We start from the raw sequence: 17338 nt of genomic DNA on the forward strand, positions 1-17338 counted from the left end.
AAATCTACTTGAATTGAACTTGATTGTTTCGGATCTGGCCTCGCAAAAACAAGTCTTGATGAGTTATGTGAGGGAAGTGCTCTTCCCAATCTCTGAAACGATCATTTGTCACTATGCGCGCATTCAATTGTTCCGCGTCGGTGATCAACAAAGGATCTGCAGGCGTCCTTTTTGGGGCCACTGAAATTCGTCGTGCTGGATATCGAAGAGCTTTGGAAAGGTTAGTGGGGTTCATGTACCGGCCTGAAACCAAATAACCAATGTTAGCATCAAACCAGACTATGGGTTCAAACCCGTCCGAAACCAACTTTTCAATGACTAATTTGACCGAATGCAAAGCTGGTTTATCGTTTTCCCAATAAAGCACGTTCGACCCATCGATAACGACCCACTCTATTCGTTTTCGATGCCAGTGCCTGGCCAGCAGGACAACAGCGAGAACGGTTCCTACCGCTCCAGCCAACAGCGGCAAAGTTATTATTGGGCCGAAGATCACGACCGACAAAAATGCGAAAAAAATAGAAACAATTAGGAGAAGCAGTAATCCTATCATACGAGGATTGATAGTGAATTTATAAAGCTATGCAATATAGAGATTTTCCAGCCTCACTGCCAAAAGAATGGCCGACTTCGTTGCTGAGAAGTCTTACTATAGCACTTCAGCAAGCGATCAATGTTATGCCGCCAAAAGCGCCGCGCGCTACCAGATTACCGCCCAGCGCGATGTGCGCGCGTCGCAGTTCTCCGCGTTGGTGCGGGAAACGCTTGCACATCCCACTAGGACTTAGAAAATGAGGGCGGGTAACCCCGCCCAAACCTTTACCCCTTGTCCCAATGCGCAATCACATCGTATCCCACCGGTGAGGGCGGGCCTTCCATGAATTCGGCGAAATGGCCCCACAGTTCGGCCACTTTGGGCGCGTTTGCGTTCGAGGTCGCCTCGCTTTCCACGACCGAGATCACATAGCCCGAACCATCCTCGTTCATCACATTGGTAAAGCAATGCATCCCCGGCATCCCCATGATTTCCGCTTTCATCGCATTCATCTTCGCCGTCGCCGCCTCCCGCGTGCCGGGCTTCATTTTGTATTGAGTAATTCGCGCAAACATCACTTTCCTCCCTCGTCTGGCGAAATTGCCATGTAGCGGGGCCGGAGCGACCTCGCCGGGCGCACCCTAGCACGACAGCGCGAAATCTCGCATTGATACGAGGGATTTGTGGGCGTTTTCAACTATACGCCTGACCGTATCCGGACGGCTAACACTTCAAGGTTGCAGCCCAGCGCCCGCTGCTTCACGTTTGAAATCACAAATTGTGATTCCAAACGGTTGCCATGACGAGCCCAAACGCTCTGCCCTCAACGCATGAAGTCCAAAGCGCCATTCACCGGGTGCGCGGCACTCGCGTCGTGCTGGCCGAGGATCTGGCGCAGTTCTACGGAAAGTCCGTCAGCGCCTTCAATCAGGCCGTGTCGCGCAACAAGGACCTGTTCGAGGGCTACCGCTTTCAGCTGACCGATGCCGAGGTCGCCGATTTGCAATCACAGAATGTGATCTCAAAACCCAAGGGCCGCGGCGGGCGGAGGGTCAATCCGTGGGTCTATACCGATTACGGCGTGGCCATCGCCTCGGCCCTGTTCAAGGACCCGCGCGCAATCAGGATCACCCGGATGATTACTGAGGCTTTTGTCGACGGCGCAAACGCTTTGGCCGAAACCCCGCGCAGCGCGCCGGAAATCCTGCCGCCCAAAGGCACCCCCGCCCCGCTGCTGCCGAATGGCGATCAGTTGAGGGCTCTGGCCGAAAACATCCTAGATTCCGGTCAGCAAAGCCTCGTCGATTATATCGCCAACCCCACCACCAAGCGGCAACAGGCAGTAGCGATGATCATGAAGACGCTGGCCGAAACCGCTGGCGAAGAGGTACGCACCCAGCGGGAACGTTTGCGCCTGAGCATCGCGGAACGTCTGGCCACCGGTGACTATGCGGATGACGATGATCGGAAACGGTTGCTGGACCTGCTGAACGCGATGAAGGGATAGCCGCACTTGCCTCAACGCCGCCAGCGGCTAGTTACCAAAGGATGCGCTTTGTTTTTTTGTCTCTTATCCTAGCCACGCCAGCCTCCGCATGGGAGGCCACGGTCGGGTCGATTTGCACCTTGTCGCATGACACAAGCACGGCCGAAATCTTTCTGACCTATGACCCGGCGCAACCGCTTTATACGCTGACCATCACCCGCAAGACCGAGGGTTGGACGCAGGCGCCGTGGTTCGCCATGCGCTTTGACGGCCCGAACCCCATCGAAATCGCGACACCGCGCCATGTTCTGTCCGAAAACGCCGAATCTCTGACCGTCACGGATACCGGGTTTGGCAATGTTCTGGATGGGTTGGAATACAATCAGACCGCCTATGCCTTTACGCAGGACAAGCTGACCGAGTTTCCATTGGACGGCGCGGCACCGCAAGTTCGTATCTTTCGAGACTGCGCTGGGGCTCAGCTGTCCTGATCGGTCGGCGGGCGGAATGGGTCATCGACCCTGCAGCCCCAACTCCACCCTTACCTTCTTGGTCAGCTTGGACACGACCATTTCGTATGAGGTGACGATATGCTCGCGCAGCGAGGCATCGCTCATCCCGCGCGGCTCATAGACCTGCAGCCATTTCATCCCGCGCGACGCCAAATAGGGCGCGGGGCGGATGCCGGGTTCGTCGCCCAGCACCTCGAAAGCCAGATCGGTAGCCTTGAAGGTGAACGCATCGCGCCCTTCGTTCCAGCCGCAGATCGCAAACACCTTGCCGCCCACTTTCCACACATCCGCGTTGCCCCACTGCACCACATGTCTGGTGGCTGTGAGCGAGGCGCAGAAGGTGTTGAATTCATCGCGGGTCATCCCGATGACAGTGCCGGTCCGGGTGAGACGTGGCAATATGCGGCGCGTGTTAATTTTGAAATAACCCTGACCGGCCGCTCTGGTTTAGGCATGCCCGAAATTCTCAGCTTTCCTGAAAGAAAACGACCCCGAAATCCTGTCAGGATTTCGGGGCCCAATCACGCGGCGCGGCGCAATGGCGTCAGGATGCCGCCTTCATCAGCCCCTGCTTGATGATCTCGGCCTGCGCCTCATCCAGTGACTTGTAGATGCGCACGAACATCTCATCGATGTCCGTCGGGGTCAGGGTCAGCGGCGGCGAAATGATCATGCGGTCACCCACGTGGCGCATAATCAAATTGTTGGCAAAGCAGCGGTCGCGGCAGATATACCCGATCGTGCCCGGTTCGGAAGCGAACTTGGCACGGCTGGCCTTGTCCGGGGTCAGCGCGATCGATGCCATCATGCCGACGATCTTCGCCTCACCCACCAATGGGTGATCGGCCAGAGCCTCCCACTTTTCCTTCAGATAAGGCGCGGCCACATCGCGGACATGTTCGACGATCTTTTCCTCTTCGAGGATACGCAGGTTTTCCAGCGCGACGGCTGCGGCGACCGGATGACCAGAGTAGGTGTAGCCGTGGTTGAATTCAGTGCCGCCGATGACCTCGGCAATCTCATCGTTCACAATCGAGCCGCCGATTGGCGCATAGCCCGAGCTGAGGCCCTTGGCGATGGTCATGATATGCGGTTTGATGCCAACGGTTTGCGATCCGAACCAGTTTCCGGTTCTGCCAAAACCGCAGATCACCTCATCGGCGATGAGCAGGATATCGTATTTGTCGCAGATCCTCTGGATCTCGGGCCAGTATGTGTCGGGCGCGACGATGACCCCGCCTGCACCCTGAACCGGTTCGGCAATAAAGGCCGCGACCCGGTCTTCGCCCAGTTCCTGAATGGCTTCTTCCAGCTCTCGCGCGCGGGCCAGGCCAAACTCCTCCGGCGACATGTCGCCGCCTTCGGCCCACCAGTTGGGTTGGTTGATGTGGTGGATGTTCGGGATCGGGATGCCGCCCTGCGCATGCATGCCTGCCATACCGCCCAGCGAAGCCGAACCCACAGACGAGCCGTGATAGGCGTTGTGGCGGCTGATTATGATGTTCTTGTCGGGCTGGCCTTTTTCGGCCCAATAGGTCCGCACGAGGCGGATATTGGTGTCGTTGGCCTCGGACCCGCCGGCGGCGAAGAAGACGTGGTTCAGGTCGCCCGGGGCCAGTTCGGCGATCTTGGCGGCCAGTGCAATGGCGGGCACGTGGGTCGTTTTGAAGAAGGTGTTGTAATAGGGCAGTTCACGCATCTGACGCGCGGCCACGTCGGCCAGTTCATCACGGCCATAGCCGATATTGACGCACCACAGTCCGGCCATGGCGTCAAGAATCTCTTCGCCTTCGCTGTCGGTCAGGTAAACGCCGCTGGCGCGGGTGATGACGCGGGCCCCTTCCTTTCCGAGTGAGCCGTTTGCGGAAAACGGGTGTATGTGATGGGCCGCATCCAGGGCCTGAAGTTCGGCGGTGGGCATGTGATTGGTTATGATGGACATCCGAGAATCCCCTGCAACGATGGTTGCGTCACACAATATGATCAAATTCTACGCTGTCAATCGAATCACTTCACATTATGCGTCAGTCAGCGTGTCAGCCATCAGTGCCATGCCTTGCTCGATGTCCTGCGCGGCCGCCTTTCCGGCACTTTCCGCATCCCCACGGCGAAGCGCGTCAATAATGTCTTTGTGCCGGTCGGGCAGGCTCTGTGTGCCGAACCGACCGCAGACAACCCGCAGGGACGGACCGAATCGCAACCACAGACGCTCGGCCAGATCGCTGAGAATCGGGGCGTCTGCGTGTGAATAAAGCGTCTCGTGAAATTCATGGTTCAGACGCAGGTAACCACTGACATCACCATCCGCGATGGTGCGGTCCAGCCGCTGATCGATCTCTTCCAGCCGATCAATGTCCGCAGGGTTAATACGCGCCGCAGCACGGCGGGAAAGCTCTGATTCTATTGATATTCTGGCGAATATCACCTGCTCGACATCCTCGTTTGACAAGAGAGGCACACTGACACGGCGGTTGCCCTGAAACACCAGCGCACCGTCCGAGATCAGCCGGCGGATTGCCTCGCGCACCGGGGTCATGCCGACACCGAGAGATTCGGTCAGACCCTGGATCGTCACCGGTTGACCGGGGACCAGTTCACCGAACAGGATCTGCGACTTCAGCCTGTGGTAGACCTGCGCGTGTGCCGGACTTTTTTCATTGTCCGCCGAAGTTCCGGATGGCTTATTTTTGATCAAATCCAATTGCTTCACCCTGTTTGTCTGGATCAGAACCAGCAGCTTTTGGTTCGGGGTGAACCTTAGTCGGTCTTGCAAGAAAACACAAAACTTGATCAAATCTCAAAAAAAGTGAAAATACGCGTGAATAAGCAGGGAGAAGAAAATGAACATCAAAACGCTGACACTGACAGCGGTGGTCGCACTGGGGACTTCGGCAGCATTTGCCGAAGAGGTGCGTGTCTACAACTGGTCAGACTATATCGACGAAGAACTGTTGAATAAGTTCGAGGAAGAAACGGGCCTGACCCTGATCTACGACGTGTTCGACAGCAACGAGGTTCTGGAAACCAAAATGCTGGCGGGCGGCTCGGGCTATGATGTGGTGGTGCCATCCGGCACATTCCTTCAGCGTCAGATCCAGGCCGGCGCGTTCCAGAAGCTGGATACTTCAAAGCTGTCCAACGCGGGCAACCTTTGGGATGTCATTCAGAACCGTACCGCAGGGTATGACCCGGACAATGCCTATTCGATCAACTATATGTGGGGCACCACAGGTATCGGCGTGAATGTCGGCAAGGTCAAAGAAGTGCTGGGCGAGGACGTTGCCCTGAACAGCATGGATCTGGTTCTCAAGCCGGAGAACATGGAGAAGCTGGCCTCATGCGGCGTGCACTTCCTGGATGCACCTGCCGAAATCATCCCGATGGCGCTGCAGTATATAGGTGAGGACCCGGACAGCCACGACAAGGATGTAATCGGCAAGACCGAGGAAGTTCTGATGGGTGTACGTCCGTATATTCAGAAATTCCACAGCTCCGAGTACATCAACGCGCTGGCAAACGGTGACATCTGTGTGGCCGTTGGATGGTCCGGCGACATCCTGCAGGCGCGGGATCGCGCGGCCGAGGCCGAAAACCGTGTGGAAATCGAATACCACCCATTTGCCGAAGGTTCGCTGATGTGGTTCGACCAGATGGCGGTTCCTGCGGATGCTCCGAACCCGGAAGGCGCGCACAAGTTCCTGAACTTCATTCTGGATGCCAACAACATGGCCGCCGCCTCGAACTATGTCTACTACGCCAACGGCAACAAGGCGTCGCAGGAGTTCCTCGAGGAAGACGTGATCGGTGATCCGGCGATCTATCCGGATGAGGCGACGATGCAGAACCTGTACATCACGACACCCTATCCGTCGAAGACCCAGCGGGTTGTGACTCGTCTTTGGACCAAGATCAAATCGGGCACCTGACCGATTTATCGGCGCAGGGCGGCCTTGGCTGCCCTGCGCCTGTTTCCAGTCCGGCAACACGGGGGCCACAGTGACTTCTGACGTCTTTGCGCCATGGGATGACCCACAGGCGAAACCGCTGATCCAGTTTCAGAACGTGACCAAACGTTTTGGGGCCTTTACCGCCATCGACAATCTGTCTCTGGATATCTTCGAAAAGGAGTTCTTTGCTCTGCTCGGGCCGTCCGGATGTGGCAAGACCACCATGATGCGGATGCTGGCGGGGTTCGAAACCCCGACCGAAGGGCACATCATGCTTGGCGGTCAGGACATCGATCCGATCCCGCCCAACAAAAGGGCGGTAAACATGATGTTCCAGTCCTATGCCCTGTTTCCTCACCTGAGCATCTGGGACAACATCGCCTTTGGCCTGCGTCGGGACAACATGCCAAAGCGTGATCTAGAAAACCGGGTCGAAGAAATGTTGCGTCTGACCCGGCTGGAGCAGTTTGCCCGCCGCAAGCCGCATCAGATCTCGGGTGGTCAGCGGCAGCGGGTCGCGCTTGCACGCTCGCTGGCAAAAGCGCCCAAACTGTTGCTGCTGGACGAGCCGTTGGGCGCGCTGGACAAGAAACTGCGGCAGGACACGCAGTTCGAACTGATGGATATTCAGGAAAAGACGGGCACCACTTTCGTAATCGTGACACACGATCAGGAAGAAGCCATGACCGTCGCCAGCCGCGTCGCCGTCATGGATCAGGGGCAGCTCAAGCAGGTGGCCACCCCCGACCGGATATACGAGACGCCAAACTCGGTCTACGTGGCAGACTTCATCGGGGATGTGAACATCATCGAGGGCCGGGCGACCGCAAATGGCGAAGAGACGTACAAGATCGACTGGGCCGAAGGGCAGGCACCGCTGACGGCACAGTCAAGAAGCGGATTTTCAAACGGTCAGACCTGTCATCTGGCGATCCGCCCCGAAAAAGTGACAATTTCGGCCGAACGCCCCGCCGACGCGATCAACGCGGTGCAGGGCAAGGTGCATGACATTGCCTATCTGGGCAATCTGTCCACCTATCACGTGGAACTGCCGAACGGCACGATCATCAAGGCGCAAACGGCCAATACGCGCCGCATCTCGCGCCGATCCTTCACATGGGAAGACCCGGTCTGGCTGTCCTGGACAGCGACCGCCGCGGTTCTGCTGGATCGCTGATGCGCCGGGCCCTGCTGATCGCACTTCCCTATGTCTGGCTGCTGGCGCTGTTCATGGTGCCATTCTTCATTGTCCTGAAGATTTCGCTGTCGGACACAGCCCTTGCCATCCCGCCCTATACGCCGACGCTGGACCTGTCCGAAGGGAGGGCCGGCATCAAGGCCTTCTTCAGTGAACTGGATCTGGAGAATTTCGTCTGGCTGACCGAGGATGACCTTTACTGGAAGGCTTACCTGTCCAGCGTCAAAATCGCCCTGATCTCGACCGTTCTGACGCTGATCGTAGGCTACCCCATTGCCTACGGCATGGCCCGCGCGCCCGAGGAATGGCGCCCGACGCTGATGATGCTGGTGATCCTGCCGTTCTGGACCTCGTTCCTGATCCGGGTCTACGCCTGGATGGGCATCCTGAGCAACGAAGGCTATCTGAACCAGTTTCTGCTGTGGACCGGGATCATTTCGACCCCGCTGACCATCCTGAACACCAACACGGCGGTCTATATCGGCATCGTCTATACCTATCTGCCCTTCATGATCCTGCCGGTCTATTCGGCGCTGGAACGGATGGACGGATCGCTGATCGAAGCCGCCGAAGATCTGGGATGTTCACGTCTGCAGGCGTTCTGGCTGGTGACAATCCCGCTGTCGCGGCCCGGCATCATCGCCGGATGCTTCCTTGTGATGATCCCCGTGATTGGTGAGTTCGTGATCCCGTCGCTTCTGGGCGGATCCGGGACACTGATGATCGGCAAGGTGTTGTGGGAAGAGTTCTTCTCGAACCGCGACTGGCCTGTGGCAAGCGCCGTGGCGGTGGTTCTGCTGCTGATCCTGATCATTCCGATCGTGCTGTTCCAGCGCAATCAGCAGAAACAGACGGAGGCCGAGAAATGAACAGGCTAAGCTGGTTCAACGCGGTTTCCCTGACACTGGGCTTCGCTTTCCTTTACATTCCGATGATCATCCTGATCATCTTCAGCTTCAACGAAAGCAAACTGGTCACGGTCTGGGCCGGGTTCTCGACCAAATGGTATGGGGAACTGGTCCAGAACGAAGCATTTCTGGATGCCGCCTGGGTCACGATCCGGGTTGCGGTGTTCTCATCAACGCTGGCCACCATTCTGGGCACGGCGGCGGCTTATGTGCTGGTGCGCGGCGGGCGGTTCTTTGGCCGTACGCTGTTCTCCGGCATGATCTACGCGCCGCTGGTCATGCCCGAAGTGATCACCGGCCTGTCCCTGCTGCTGCTGTTCATCGGCATCGGTCTGGACCGGGGCATCCTGACCATCGTTCTGGCCCACACAACCTTTTCGATGTGCTTCGTTTCGGTCGTGGTCTCCTCGCGGCTGGTGACGTTCGATCAGTCTCTGGAAGAGGCAGCGCTTGATCTGGGCTGCTCTCCGGCGCAGGCGTTCCGGCTGGTCACGTTGCCGATCATCGCACCTGCGGTTATCTCCGGCTGGCTGCTGGCTTTCACCCTGTCACTGGACGATCTGGTGATCGCATCTTTCACCTCGGGGCCGTCGGCCACGACCTTGCCGATCAAGATATTCTCGGCCGTCAGGCTGGGCGTCAGCCCTGAGATCAATGCGCTGTCCACGCTCATGATTGCGGCGGTGACGGTCGGGGTAATCACCGCGTCACTGGTGACAAAGCGGGCCATGGTACGGCAACGTCAGGACGAGACGGCGGCGGCGCGCACTGAATGAAGCGCCTGTTTCCTGATTATACCTACGGCCCCGCCCCCCGGCAGGGGTGCTGGTGGGACGAAACCATCGCAGCACCGGACTGGCCCACGTTTCCTGGCGGGTCGCAGGTTGACGTCGCCATCATTGGGGGCGGCTTCACAGGCGTTTCCGCCGCCTTGCACCTGGCCCGGAACGGCGTTTCGGTCGCCGTGCTCGAAGCGGCAACGCCCGGTTGGGGCGCCTCGGGGCGCAATGGTGGGTTCTGCTGTCTGGGGGGATCGAAACTGAGCCACACCGGATTGGCCCGCCGTTTCGGGGAATCCGCAGCCAAGCGTTATGAACAGGCCGAACAGGACGCCGTGGCGCTTGTTGCCGACCTGCTCTCGGCCCACGGCATTGATGCCGATACCCATTCGGGCGGTGAGACACAACTTGCCCATTCAAAACGCGCGATGGATGCACTGCGCAAAAAGGCGGACGCGTCCGGTGTCTTGCACGAGCGGGAAGAATTGTTGCACTTGGGGTTCGGCGGTCCGTTTTACGGCGGTTACACAACTCCCGTTGGTTTTGCCCTGAATCCCCGGAAATACCTGTTCGGTCTGGCAGCAGCCGCCGGATCGTCCGGTGCACAGTTCTTTCAGTCCAGTCCGGTTTCAAGCATAGAAAAGACCCGCGGCGGCTTCGAACTCAAAACACCGAACGGCAACTTGCGTGCGGATAACGTGCTGATCTGCACCAACGGCTATTCCAGTGAAAATATCCCGCCTTGGATGGCGGGCCGGTACATGCCCGCCCAGTCGACGGTTCTGGTCACCCGGCCCATGTCCGAAGCCGAATTGCAGGCGCAGGGCTGGACCACGGATCAGATGTCATACGATAGCCGGAACCTGTTGCACTATTTCCGGCTGATGCCCGACCGGCGGTTTTTGTTCGGAATGCGCGGCGGGTTGCTGTCCTCGGCCCGCGCCGAGGCGGCCATTCGCCGGAAAGTGAAACAGGATTTCAGGCGCATGTTCCCGGGCTGGGCCGATGTGGACGTAACGCACACATGGTCCGGAATGGTGTGCCTGGCCCGCGATCTGGTTCCATTTGTCGGGGCTGTTCCCGGGCAGACCGGGATGTTCGCCGGCTTTGCCTACCATGGCAACGGGGTCGCCATGGGGACCTATTGCGGCCGCGCCTTGGCCCGGCTTGTCCTGGGACAGCCTGACGATCTTCCGCCGCCAATGACCCGCTTGCCGCGTCGTTTCCCACTAGGGCCCTGGCGGCGTGCCCTGATGCCCCCCGCCTATGCGCTGCTCGCGCTGGACGATCTCTGAGCACGGATCAAAGCGCCGCCAGTTCCAGTTCGAACCCTTTTGCGTAATCCGGTGCGCCATTTTCCTTGCGCCACAGGCAATAGGCCGCCGTGCGCCACGTGTACCAGCGGCGCAGGCTCCGGTACCGATCCGTAACCGCTGCGTTTTGGTAGGCTGACAGGAACCGGTCTTCTTCATCCCGCGTCAAAGCTGCTCCGCGATACAGAACCTGCATTGCGGGCGACAGAAACAGGGCAAGGTCTTCGCACGGATCCCCCAAAGCCGGGCATTGCCAGTCGATCAGGGTCAAGCCCGATGATGCAACAAGGATATTGCCCGGAACCGGGTCCCCGTGGATCAGGCAGCGATGGGGCAAAGCAGCGACCTGCCCGACCGGCTTCAAACCCTCAAGCCGGGACCGGTCTGCGGACGTGCAGGCTTCAAGGATTTGCTGGCCATGACGGGCCAGATCGGCGCTGCCGTTGCAACCGTCCGGGGCCTCGACCGCCGGAGGCAGGGAATGCAGCCTGTTCAGCAGCGACGCGACCTCTTCCGGCCCGGATTGCCAGGGCGATCCGGGGGCGTGGTCATAAAAAACCCATCGATCCATTCCGTACTGCCCCGAACCACGCAGGCGCGGTACGAACCCGGTATGCGCCAGCGCTTGCAGACAACCGGCTTCCAGACCCGCGTCGTTGCGGAACAGAGGGTTTCGTAGTGCCGTGCGATATAGCTTAAGCACCCTGTCGTACTCCTCGCCCAGCACCTTCCACACCTGATTGGTGCGACCACCATAAAGCGTCTCAAACTGTGCATCGGTCGCGATCAGCTTCTGACGGCAGAGGTGATCGACAAGGTCGGTCGGAGGAAGAAGCGGACGGGACAGGGGCTTTACCGGGATTAATAACGAGTCGGGCTTTGCCAACCTTTGGCCTGTACGGCCCGGCAGATCAAGCGCCGGTTCGGATACCGGTGACATCGCCGGCGGGAACCGCCGCACCGCTTTCCAGAATCAAAAGAACCGTTCCTTCCGCGACCTGAGCCTCGACAACGCGCGTGTAGGCCGAGGCCAGCTTGCGCGATATCAACTCGCCGCTTTTGTAGCTTTCCAGTGTAGCGGAATAGCTGCCCGAAGGCAGAGGATTGCCGGACGGTTCCACCCCGGCCCAGTCCAGTTCGGTTTCGGTAACGGGCAGAGTTTTCCGCTGCAGAACAGCGCCTTCGGCATTCTGGATGACCAGCAAGGTTTGGTCTGCAGCCGGCTCCGGTTCGACAAACAGGGTGACAGGCTGGCCATCGAACTGAAACGCCGAAGCAGACCGGACGTCCATTCCGACCCAGTTGGCAAGTTGCTCGGGATTGGCTCCTGTCATCGCCTTGGCAAGGCTGGTCAGCAAATCATTGGTCTGGACCTGTTGCTCAACCATTGAAAACTGCGCCAGCTGGGATGCGTATTCGGACGAATCCAGGGGTTCCAAAGGATCCTGATTGCGGGCCTGTGCTGTCAGCATCAAAAGGAAGGTTTCAAAATCCGATGTCAGGGCAGATGCCCGGGATTTTGCCGCAGTAGGCGGCTGAGCCGTAGACTGCGTGACGGATTGGGCGGGTGTGATCATGCGTCAAAGCCTTATGTCGATGCCCCTTGAAGGGCCTGTTTTTGGAACGGACGGGTCAAGGATCTGGTCGACCTCGGCCAATCCGTTGTCCACGCTTGCAGGGCGATGGGCGTCCGACCCGCCGTGTCCTGCATCGGGGGATGTACCGAACTCGAAGGACAGCCCCCCAAAACCGAGTTTCTGAAACTCGCTTTCCAGAACCGAGATATGCCGGCGCATCAGGTCCAGCGTTTCCGGACGCTCAGCGGTAATGCTCATGTGCAAACCGTCCTCGCGTCCGTTCAACACAATCAAGACCCGTCCCAATTCTTCTGGGTTCAGGGCGACCTCAACGGCTCCGGTGCCGGGCCTTGACGAGAGGACGGCGGCCATCTGTCCTGCGATGGCTCGCGCGATATCTGCGCGGGGCGTGGGCGGTGGACTGCTCATAAGTGATGCTTCGCGCGTCGCGACAGGTGAACGGGTGTCACCCGGCGATTGTGAAATGTCGAGTTCCTGAACCGCTGACTGCTCGGTCTTGGAATCCGATTTGGCTGACGCGAGCAATTGCATCTGAGCAAAGCCCGGTGCAGCTGCCGCGCCGTTGGTACGGGCGGGTGCGGGCCTGAATTCTGAAGCGACCGAACTATCCCCCTGAGGTATCTCCGCAAGGTTGGCACTGACCCCCTGCTGTTTCGGTTCAGACCCGGTAGTGGTAGTCACCACCACGTGCTTGTCTATCAGGGAAGACATAGCCGCTTGGATCGGCGCAGCTTCAGGGTTTGCGGGCATGGGAGAGTATGACGGTTTGCGCCCGACCTGATCAGCCATTTCCACCCTCTGCACGGGGTGACTCAAAGCCTGAGCGGTTTCCGCCCGAGGTTCTACTGATGCGTTGAAGTCTGTCCCCCCGTCCGGCGGCACGGAAATCCCCGTCCAGTCATCCGGTCCCCCACCAACTTCTGGAGCGTCGGCCGCCAGCACATCCGAAGGTGCCGGGCGAGCGGGCTGTTCCGGCGTCGCTTGCGGTTCGGCCTGTTCCCTCGGCAATTGATTTTCGAGCTCTGGCACCGCGTCAGTCACCTCAGGGGCTTCGGGATCAACCCCGGTCTCGGTCGTGTCGATCTCCCCTTCCAGAATGTCCTGGAAGGTCGCCTCCTTTTTGACGTCACCACGCGGGTGCGGGTTCGCGTTCGCTTTGGCGGGCACAGGTTTTGACGGGGTGGACATCAGAATCGGGTTGGGCATTTTGCTCCGGGCTCCGTTTGCGTATCCGGAAACCTGCCTTGCGGAAGTTAGGTTTATTTTAACCGCTTTCCCCTTTGATCAGGAAAGTTCGATCGAATTTTCGGAGAAAGCCATGAAGATCGCCGCCCCTTCCGCCTCACCTCAGCCGTCTTCGCCTCTGACCAGGTTGCAGGCCGCCGCGGTCGAGCTCGAGGCCACGTTTCTGGCCGAGATGTTGAAATCCGCCGGGTTGGGCGAAACACGAAAGACCTTTGGTGGCGGAGCAGGGGAAGATCAGTTTTCGACCTTTCTGGTCCAACATCAGGCAAAGCAACTGGCCCTGTCGGGCGGTGTGGGCCTTTCCGAGATCCTGTTGAAAGCCATGATGGAGAACACCGATGCCGACTGAACGAAACGTTGACCTGCTGAAATCACTGGAAAACGTCCTGGAGCTTGAGCGCAACGCGCTTACCGAAGGTGATCTGAATCGCGTGGCGCATCTGGAGCCCGAGAAAGAGAAACTGATTAACGCGATCAATGACCTGCAGGTATTTCGCCGGGATGAACTGATGCGGGTTCAAGGCAAGGTTTCGCGGAATCAGGATCTGCTGAAAAGCGCGGCCGAATGTATCCGGTCGGTGGCTGACCGCATCGCCGAGCTGCGCCGTGTTCAGCAGGAGTTCAGCGCCTATGGGGCAGACGGGCAACGCAGCGGCTTTTCCGTTCGGCGCAGTGCAAAGCTGGAAAAACGGGCATAGCCGCAGGTTTGATTCAAATCGGAATTTTAGCGGCATTTCGCTTTAGCACTCCGTTAGGGGATCGGCACCAATAGTGAGCCTGCATCTGGAAACAGCAGGTGGCGCGAACGACCGAACGGCGCATCGCATCCGTCAGAAAGACATCAAAGCCCGCCCAATTTGGCGGGACAGCATGGGCCCGAAATGCCCGAACGGAGAAGGATGAATGACATGTCCAGTATTCTGACAAACAACGGCGCAATGGTGGCGCTGCAAACCTTGAAGTCGGTCAACAAGAACCTAGCACAGACCCAGAACGCGATCTCGACAGGCAAAGACGTTGCGACTGCCAAGGACAACTCTGCCGTCTGGGCAATTTCCAAGGTGATGGAGTCGGACGTCAAGGGGTTCAACGCCATCAAGGACAGCCTCGCACTGGGTGAATCGACGGTCGCCGTGGCGCGCAATGCGTCCGAGACGGTGACGGATCTGCTGACCCAAATGAAGGCCAAGATCGTTGCCGCGCAGGAAGACAACGTTGATCGCAGCAAGATCAATGACGACGTGACCGCATTGAAGGACCAGATCGCGTCTGTGGTCAGCGCGGCCCAGTTCAACGGCCTGAATCTGGTGAACGGATCAGCCGGGTCGGCGTCAATCCTGGCCTCTCTGGATCGCGACAATACCGGTGCGGTAACGGCGTCGTCCATCACGGTTGCAGGCCAGAACCTTTCAACGGGCGGCTATGTGGCGGCGCAGGTGTTCGATGGCTCGACCGGCGCGTCGACCGGCAACGACCGCGTGGGGGCCACAATTGACAATGGCGCCACGTCCGCCACCGCCCTGGTGACGGATGAATCCAGCGGCGCCTTCGCCGCCGGTGACAAGGTTGTCGTCGCGATTGACGATCAGATTGTATCCTACACGGTGTCGGCAGCGGATGCCGCTGCGACCACTACCGGCGATCTGGTCGCCGTAGGCCTGAAAGCAAAGATTGAGGAATTGGGCATTACCGGCCTGACCGTCGATTACGATTCAGGCACTGCGGGGACACTGTCCGTGACCAATGGCACCGGCGAGGATATCTCGTTCTCGGCCCAGTACGTGAACGCCGGATCCGGCGGCCTGGGCGCGCTGGCGGGGATCGATGTCTCCACCGGAGCAGGAGCGACCGCCGCCCTGGCAGCAGTCGAATCGCTGATCGACACTTCGATTGACGCATCTGCGGCATTTGGCTCATCGCAGGGTCGAATCGAAACCCAAAAAGCGTTCTTTTCGAACCTTGCGGACTCGTTCAAATCTGGGATCGGCTCGCTGGTCGACGCCGACATGGAAGAGACCTCGGCGCGCCTGCAGGCGCTGCAGGTACAGCAGCAGTTGGCCACCCAGTCGCTTTCGATCGCCAACCAGGCACCGCAGTCGATCCTGTCGCTGTTCCGGTAATATCCAAACCTTGTCGGGGCGGGCCCGATCCGCCCCGGCAAAGACAGCCTGAAGACGACCTGCTGGAAGGATTTCATGTGACCCCTCTCACTCTAGCCCAACGCGCTTATGCTCAAACCGCTGCACCGACACGAACGCCGCGCAACACGGAATACGAGGCGATTTCCAAGATCACTCACAGGCTGAAGGCCGCATCCGCGCGCCGTAATGCGGATTATGGCGGGTTTGTTCATGCGCTGCACGAAAACCGGCGGTTGTGGTCGGTGCTTGCCAGCGGTGTTTCAGATTCAGAAAACGCGTTGCCCGCCGAACTGCGTGCCCGGATATTCTATCTGGCCGAGTTCACGGAACAGCACAGCAGCAAAGTGCTAAGCAACGACGCAATGGTGGACCCTTTGCTTGAGATCAACATGGCCGTCCTGCGCGGTCTTCGCCAAAACGGAGACCCAAGATGAGCGGGCTGGTTCTGAAGCTTGCCCCAAAGGAACGGGTGCTGATCAACGGGGTGGTGATCGAAAACGGAGACCGGCGCAGCCGGTTCTCGATCATGACGCCGGAGGCAAATGTATTGCGGTTGCGGGACGCCATTCATCCGGACGAGGTCAATACACCTGTCCGACGGGTATGCTACGCGGCTCAGCTTGTTTTGTCCGGAGATATGGATCCGGATCAGGCCCGCCAACAATTGCTGCGCCGGGTCGAGGAGTTGAGCCAGGTGTTCACCGACGCCGACAGCCGACGGGTTCTGGCCGAGGCAACGCAGGCCCTTGTCGCCGGACAGCACTATAAATGCCTGAAAGCGCTCAGATCCCTGCTGCCGCGGGAAGCGCGGCTGATGGCGTATCAGTGATGAGCTTTCAGCCGGTCATACCATCGGGCGGACTGGTCGGTTGGCGCTTCCTGCAGCGTACCTATGACGCGCAGATGCAAAGCTTCGGCACGTCCAACGTCAATGACCGCGAGGCCCGGTATTTTCTGGACAACATCGGCAAAGTGAAAGCGGCAGAAGATTTGGTGTCTGACCGCCGCCTGTTACAGGTTGCGCTGGGGGCGTTTGGGCTGGAGAACGACCTGAACAATCGGTTTTTCATTCAGAAGATCCTGTCAGACGGCACCCAGGCCGATGATGCGCTGTCCAATCGCTTGTCCGACAAAAGGTATCGCGCGTTCTCCGAAGCCTTTGGCCTGGGGCCAGGAGAAATCAGAAAAACCGGCCTAATCGCGAAGATGGAAGAAATAGCACGCAACAACGTGGTTTCCCGGTTCGAGATTGCGGTGGGCGAAAGCGACGAAACGTTGCGAATCTCGCTTTATGCGCAGCACGCGCTGGCCGATCTGGCGGCAAGCGGCGGGAGCGCGGACACCAAGTGGTTTGATCTGATGAGCCTGCCGCCCCTGCGCAAGATGATGGAAACGGCGCTGGGCCTGCCAGCAAGTTTCGCACAGCTTGATATCGACAAACAGCTTCAGGTTTTCAAAGACAAGTTGTCCCGCCTGACCGGTTCCGACGATCTGTCTCAATTCTCAGATCCGGATGCCGTTGGCCTTTTGACCGACAGGTATCTGGCCCGCAGTCAAATCGCACAAATACAAAGTTCAATTTCTCCGGCGCAAACAGCTTTGGTCCTGTTGGGGGGCGGTTTCTGACGGGATAGCGAGCAGAACTCGAGACCTCACAACCCTAAGATGCCTTCTGA

The 17338-nt window shown here is 58.7% G+C and carries 21 protein-coding genes; 13 read left to right on the forward strand and 8 right to left on the reverse strand.

Annotation, left to right across the window (positions count from 1 at the left end; all coding sequences use genetic code 11):
* Positions 1–4: 4 nt before the first annotated feature.
* Both ACR0FE_RS10115 and ACR0FE_RS10120 read right to left on the reverse strand, forming a co-directional pair.
* Positions 5–553, reverse strand: a complete 549-nt coding sequence (locus ACR0FE_RS10115) for an NYN domain-containing protein (protein ID WP_170614194.1) — start codon at positions 551–553, stop codon at positions 5–7.
* A 266-nt stretch (positions 554–819) separates the two neighbouring features.
* Complete coding sequence (locus tag ACR0FE_RS10120; protein WP_170614193.1) at positions 820–1110, reverse strand: hypothetical protein; 291 nt, start codon at positions 1108–1110, stop codon at positions 820–822.
* A gap of 224 nt (positions 1111–1334) precedes the next feature.
* Between ACR0FE_RS10120 and ACR0FE_RS10125 the strand changes: the two genes are divergently transcribed.
* Both ACR0FE_RS10125 and ACR0FE_RS10130 read left to right on the forward strand, forming a co-directional pair.
* Positions 1335–2042, forward strand: coding sequence for an ORF6N domain-containing protein (locus tag ACR0FE_RS10125; RefSeq protein WP_480912680.1), 708 nt, complete (start codon positions 1335–1337; stop codon positions 2040–2042).
* A 41-nt stretch (positions 2043–2083) separates the two neighbouring features.
* Entirely contained in the window at positions 2084–2512 is a 429-nt protein-coding gene (locus ACR0FE_RS10130; RefSeq protein ID WP_480912681.1) for a hypothetical protein, read from the forward strand.
* A 21-nt stretch (positions 2513–2533) separates the two neighbouring features.
* Here ACR0FE_RS10130 and ACR0FE_RS10135 read toward each other — a convergent pair whose 3' ends face one another.
* The 3 genes from ACR0FE_RS10135 to ACR0FE_RS10145 form a co-directional block, all read right to left on the reverse strand.
* Complete coding sequence (locus ACR0FE_RS10135; RefSeq protein WP_170614447.1) at positions 2534–2896, reverse strand: MmcQ/YjbR family DNA-binding protein; 363 nt, start codon at positions 2894–2896, stop codon at positions 2534–2536.
* Positions 2897–3077: 181 nt separating this feature from the next.
* A complete protein-coding gene (locus ACR0FE_RS10140) occupies positions 3078–4475 on the reverse strand; it encodes an aspartate aminotransferase family protein (protein WP_480912682.1) in 1398 nt (465 codons plus the stop codon).
* 75 nt (positions 4476–4550) lie between these two features.
* Positions 4551–5234 (reverse strand): GntR family transcriptional regulator, encoded by a 684-nt coding sequence (locus ACR0FE_RS10145; protein WP_170614190.1) that lies wholly within the window; start codon positions 5232–5234, stop codon positions 4551–4553.
* A gap of 139 nt (positions 5235–5373) precedes the next feature.
* On the opposite strand from ACR0FE_RS10145, the gene ACR0FE_RS10150 reads away from it, so the two are divergent.
* The 5 genes from ACR0FE_RS10150 (at position 5374) to ACR0FE_RS10170 (ending at position 10660) form a co-directional block, all read left to right on the forward strand.
* Entirely contained in the window at positions 5374–6459 is a 1086-nt protein-coding gene (locus ACR0FE_RS10150) for a polyamine ABC transporter substrate-binding protein (RefSeq protein ID WP_480912683.1), read from the forward strand.
* Between the two features lie 70 nt (positions 6460–6529).
* Positions 6530–7657 (forward strand): ABC transporter ATP-binding protein, encoded by a 1128-nt coding sequence (locus tag ACR0FE_RS10155; protein WP_170614188.1) that lies wholly within the window; start codon positions 6530–6532, stop codon positions 7655–7657.
* On the forward strand, positions 7657–8547 hold the full coding sequence (locus tag ACR0FE_RS10160; protein WP_480912684.1) for an ABC transporter permease subunit: 891 nt from the start codon (positions 7657–7659) through the stop codon (positions 8545–8547). Before ACR0FE_RS10155 ends, ACR0FE_RS10160 begins: the two co-directional genes overlap by 1 nt.
* On the forward strand, positions 8544–9362 hold the full coding sequence (locus ACR0FE_RS10165; RefSeq protein WP_170614186.1) for an ABC transporter permease: 819 nt from the start codon (positions 8544–8546) through the stop codon (positions 9360–9362). The genes ACR0FE_RS10160 and ACR0FE_RS10165 overlap by 4 nt, the downstream gene beginning before the upstream one ends.
* Positions 9359–10660, forward strand: coding sequence for an NAD(P)/FAD-dependent oxidoreductase (locus tag ACR0FE_RS10170; RefSeq protein WP_480912685.1), 1302 nt, complete (start codon positions 9359–9361; stop codon positions 10658–10660). Before ACR0FE_RS10165 ends, ACR0FE_RS10170 begins: the two co-directional genes overlap by 4 nt.
* 7 nt (positions 10661–10667) lie before the next feature.
* Here ACR0FE_RS10170 and ACR0FE_RS10175 read toward each other — a convergent pair whose 3' ends face one another.
* The 3 genes from ACR0FE_RS10175 to ACR0FE_RS10185 are packed head-to-tail and all read right to left on the reverse strand — an operon-like array spanning position 10668 to position 13482.
* Positions 10668–11618, reverse strand: a complete 951-nt coding sequence (locus ACR0FE_RS10175) for an aminoglycoside phosphotransferase family protein (RefSeq protein ID WP_170614184.1) — start codon at positions 11616–11618, stop codon at positions 10668–10670.
* A complete protein-coding gene (locus ACR0FE_RS10180; RefSeq protein ID WP_480912686.1) occupies positions 11590–12255 on the reverse strand; it encodes a flagellar hook capping FlgD N-terminal domain-containing protein in 666 nt (221 codons plus the stop codon). Before ACR0FE_RS10180 ends, ACR0FE_RS10175 begins: the two co-directional genes overlap by 29 nt.
* Before the next feature lie 3 nt (positions 12256–12258).
* Positions 12259–13482 (reverse strand): flagellar hook-length control protein FliK, encoded by a 1224-nt coding sequence (locus tag ACR0FE_RS10185; RefSeq protein ID WP_480912687.1) that lies wholly within the window; start codon positions 13480–13482, stop codon positions 12259–12261.
* A gap of 112 nt (positions 13483–13594) precedes the next feature.
* Here ACR0FE_RS10185 and ACR0FE_RS10190 point away from each other — a divergent pair, with 112 nt between their 5' ends.
* The 6 genes from ACR0FE_RS10190 to ACR0FE_RS10215 all read left to right on the forward strand — a co-directional run bounded on the left by ACR0FE_RS10190 (position 13595) and on the right by ACR0FE_RS10215 (position 17288).
* Positions 13595–13870: a rod-binding protein gene (locus tag ACR0FE_RS10190; RefSeq protein ID WP_170614182.1), complete on the forward strand. Its 276-nt coding sequence runs from the start codon at positions 13595–13597 to the stop codon at positions 13868–13870.
* Positions 13860–14219, forward strand: coding sequence for a flagellar biosynthesis protein FlgN (locus ACR0FE_RS10195; RefSeq protein ID WP_480912688.1), 360 nt, complete (start codon positions 13860–13862; stop codon positions 14217–14219). The genes ACR0FE_RS10190 and ACR0FE_RS10195 overlap by 11 nt, the downstream gene beginning before the upstream one ends.
* Positions 14220–14429: 210 nt before the next feature.
* Positions 14430–15641, forward strand: a complete 1212-nt coding sequence (locus ACR0FE_RS10200) for a flagellin N-terminal helical domain-containing protein (protein WP_480912689.1) — start codon at positions 14430–14432, stop codon at positions 15639–15641.
* 77 nt (positions 15642–15718) lie between these two features.
* The gene (gene flaF / locus ACR0FE_RS10205) at positions 15719–16096 is read left to right on the forward strand and encodes a flagellar biosynthesis regulator FlaF (protein WP_480912690.1); all 378 of its coding nucleotides are present in this window, start codon (positions 15719–15721) and stop codon (positions 16094–16096) included.
* On the forward strand, positions 16093–16491 hold the full coding sequence (gene flbT, locus ACR0FE_RS10210) for a flagellar biosynthesis repressor FlbT (RefSeq protein ID WP_170614178.1): 399 nt from the start codon (positions 16093–16095) through the stop codon (positions 16489–16491). The genes flaF and flbT overlap by 4 nt, the downstream gene beginning before the upstream one ends.
* A complete protein-coding gene (locus tag ACR0FE_RS10215) occupies positions 16491–17288 on the forward strand; it encodes a DUF1217 domain-containing protein (RefSeq protein WP_170614177.1) in 798 nt (265 codons plus the stop codon). Before flbT ends, ACR0FE_RS10215 begins: the two co-directional genes overlap by 1 nt.
* Positions 17289–17338 lie beyond the last annotated feature (50 nt).

The organism is Ruegeria sp. K7 (assembly GCF_056531785.1).

Coding starts and splice junctions, on each gene's coding strand:
- flbT (WP_170614178.1), top strand. CDS start 16,093: ATGAGCGGGCTGGTTCTGAAGCTTGCCCCAAAGGAACGGGTGCTGATC.
- ACR0FE_RS10215 (WP_170614177.1), top strand. CDS start 16,491: ATGAGCTTTCAGCCGGTCATACCATCGGGCGGACTGGTCGGTTGGCGC.
- ACR0FE_RS10115 (WP_170614194.1), bottom strand. CDS start 553: ATGATAGGATTACTGCTTCTCCTAATTGTTTCTATTTTTTTCGCATTT.
- ACR0FE_RS10140 (WP_480912682.1), bottom strand. CDS start 4,475: ATGTCCATCATAACCAATCACATGCCCACCGCCGAACTTCAGGCCCTG.
- ACR0FE_RS10180 (WP_480912686.1), bottom strand. CDS start 12,255: ATGATCACACCCGCCCAATCCGTCACGCAGTCTACGGCTCAGCCGCCT.
- ACR0FE_RS10160 (WP_480912684.1), top strand. CDS start 7,657: ATGCGCCGGGCCCTGCTGATCGCACTTCCCTATGTCTGGCTGCTGGCG.
- ACR0FE_RS10165 (WP_170614186.1), top strand. CDS start 8,544: ATGAACAGGCTAAGCTGGTTCAACGCGGTTTCCCTGACACTGGGCTTC.
- ACR0FE_RS10185 (WP_480912687.1), bottom strand. CDS start 13,482: ATGCCCAACCCGATTCTGATGTCCACCCCGTCAAAACCTGTGCCCGCC.
- ACR0FE_RS10200 (WP_480912689.1), top strand. CDS start 14,430: ATGTCCAGTATTCTGACAAACAACGGCGCAATGGTGGCGCTGCAAACC.
- ACR0FE_RS10135 (WP_170614447.1), bottom strand. CDS start 2,896: ATGACCCGCGATGAATTCAACACCTTCTGCGCCTCGCTCACAGCCACC.
- ACR0FE_RS10190 (WP_170614182.1), top strand. CDS start 13,595: ATGAAGATCGCCGCCCCTTCCGCCTCACCTCAGCCGTCTTCGCCTCTG.
- ACR0FE_RS10150 (WP_480912683.1), top strand. CDS start 5,374: ATGAACATCAAAACGCTGACACTGACAGCGGTGGTCGCACTGGGGACT.
- ACR0FE_RS10195 (WP_480912688.1), top strand. CDS start 13,860: ATGCCGACTGAACGAAACGTTGACCTGCTGAAATCACTGGAAAACGTC.
- ACR0FE_RS10175 (WP_170614184.1), bottom strand. CDS start 11,618: ATGTCACCGGTATCCGAACCGGCGCTTGATCTGCCGGGCCGTACAGGC.
- ACR0FE_RS10125 (WP_480912680.1), top strand. CDS start 1,335: ATGACGAGCCCAAACGCTCTGCCCTCAACGCATGAAGTCCAAAGCGCC.
- ACR0FE_RS10120 (WP_170614193.1), bottom strand. CDS start 1,110: ATGTTTGCGCGAATTACTCAATACAAAATGAAGCCCGGCACGCGGGAG.
- ACR0FE_RS10170 (WP_480912685.1), top strand. CDS start 9,359: ATGAAGCGCCTGTTTCCTGATTATACCTACGGCCCCGCCCCCCGGCAG.
- ACR0FE_RS10130 (WP_480912681.1), top strand. CDS start 2,084: ATGCGCTTTGTTTTTTTGTCTCTTATCCTAGCCACGCCAGCCTCCGCA.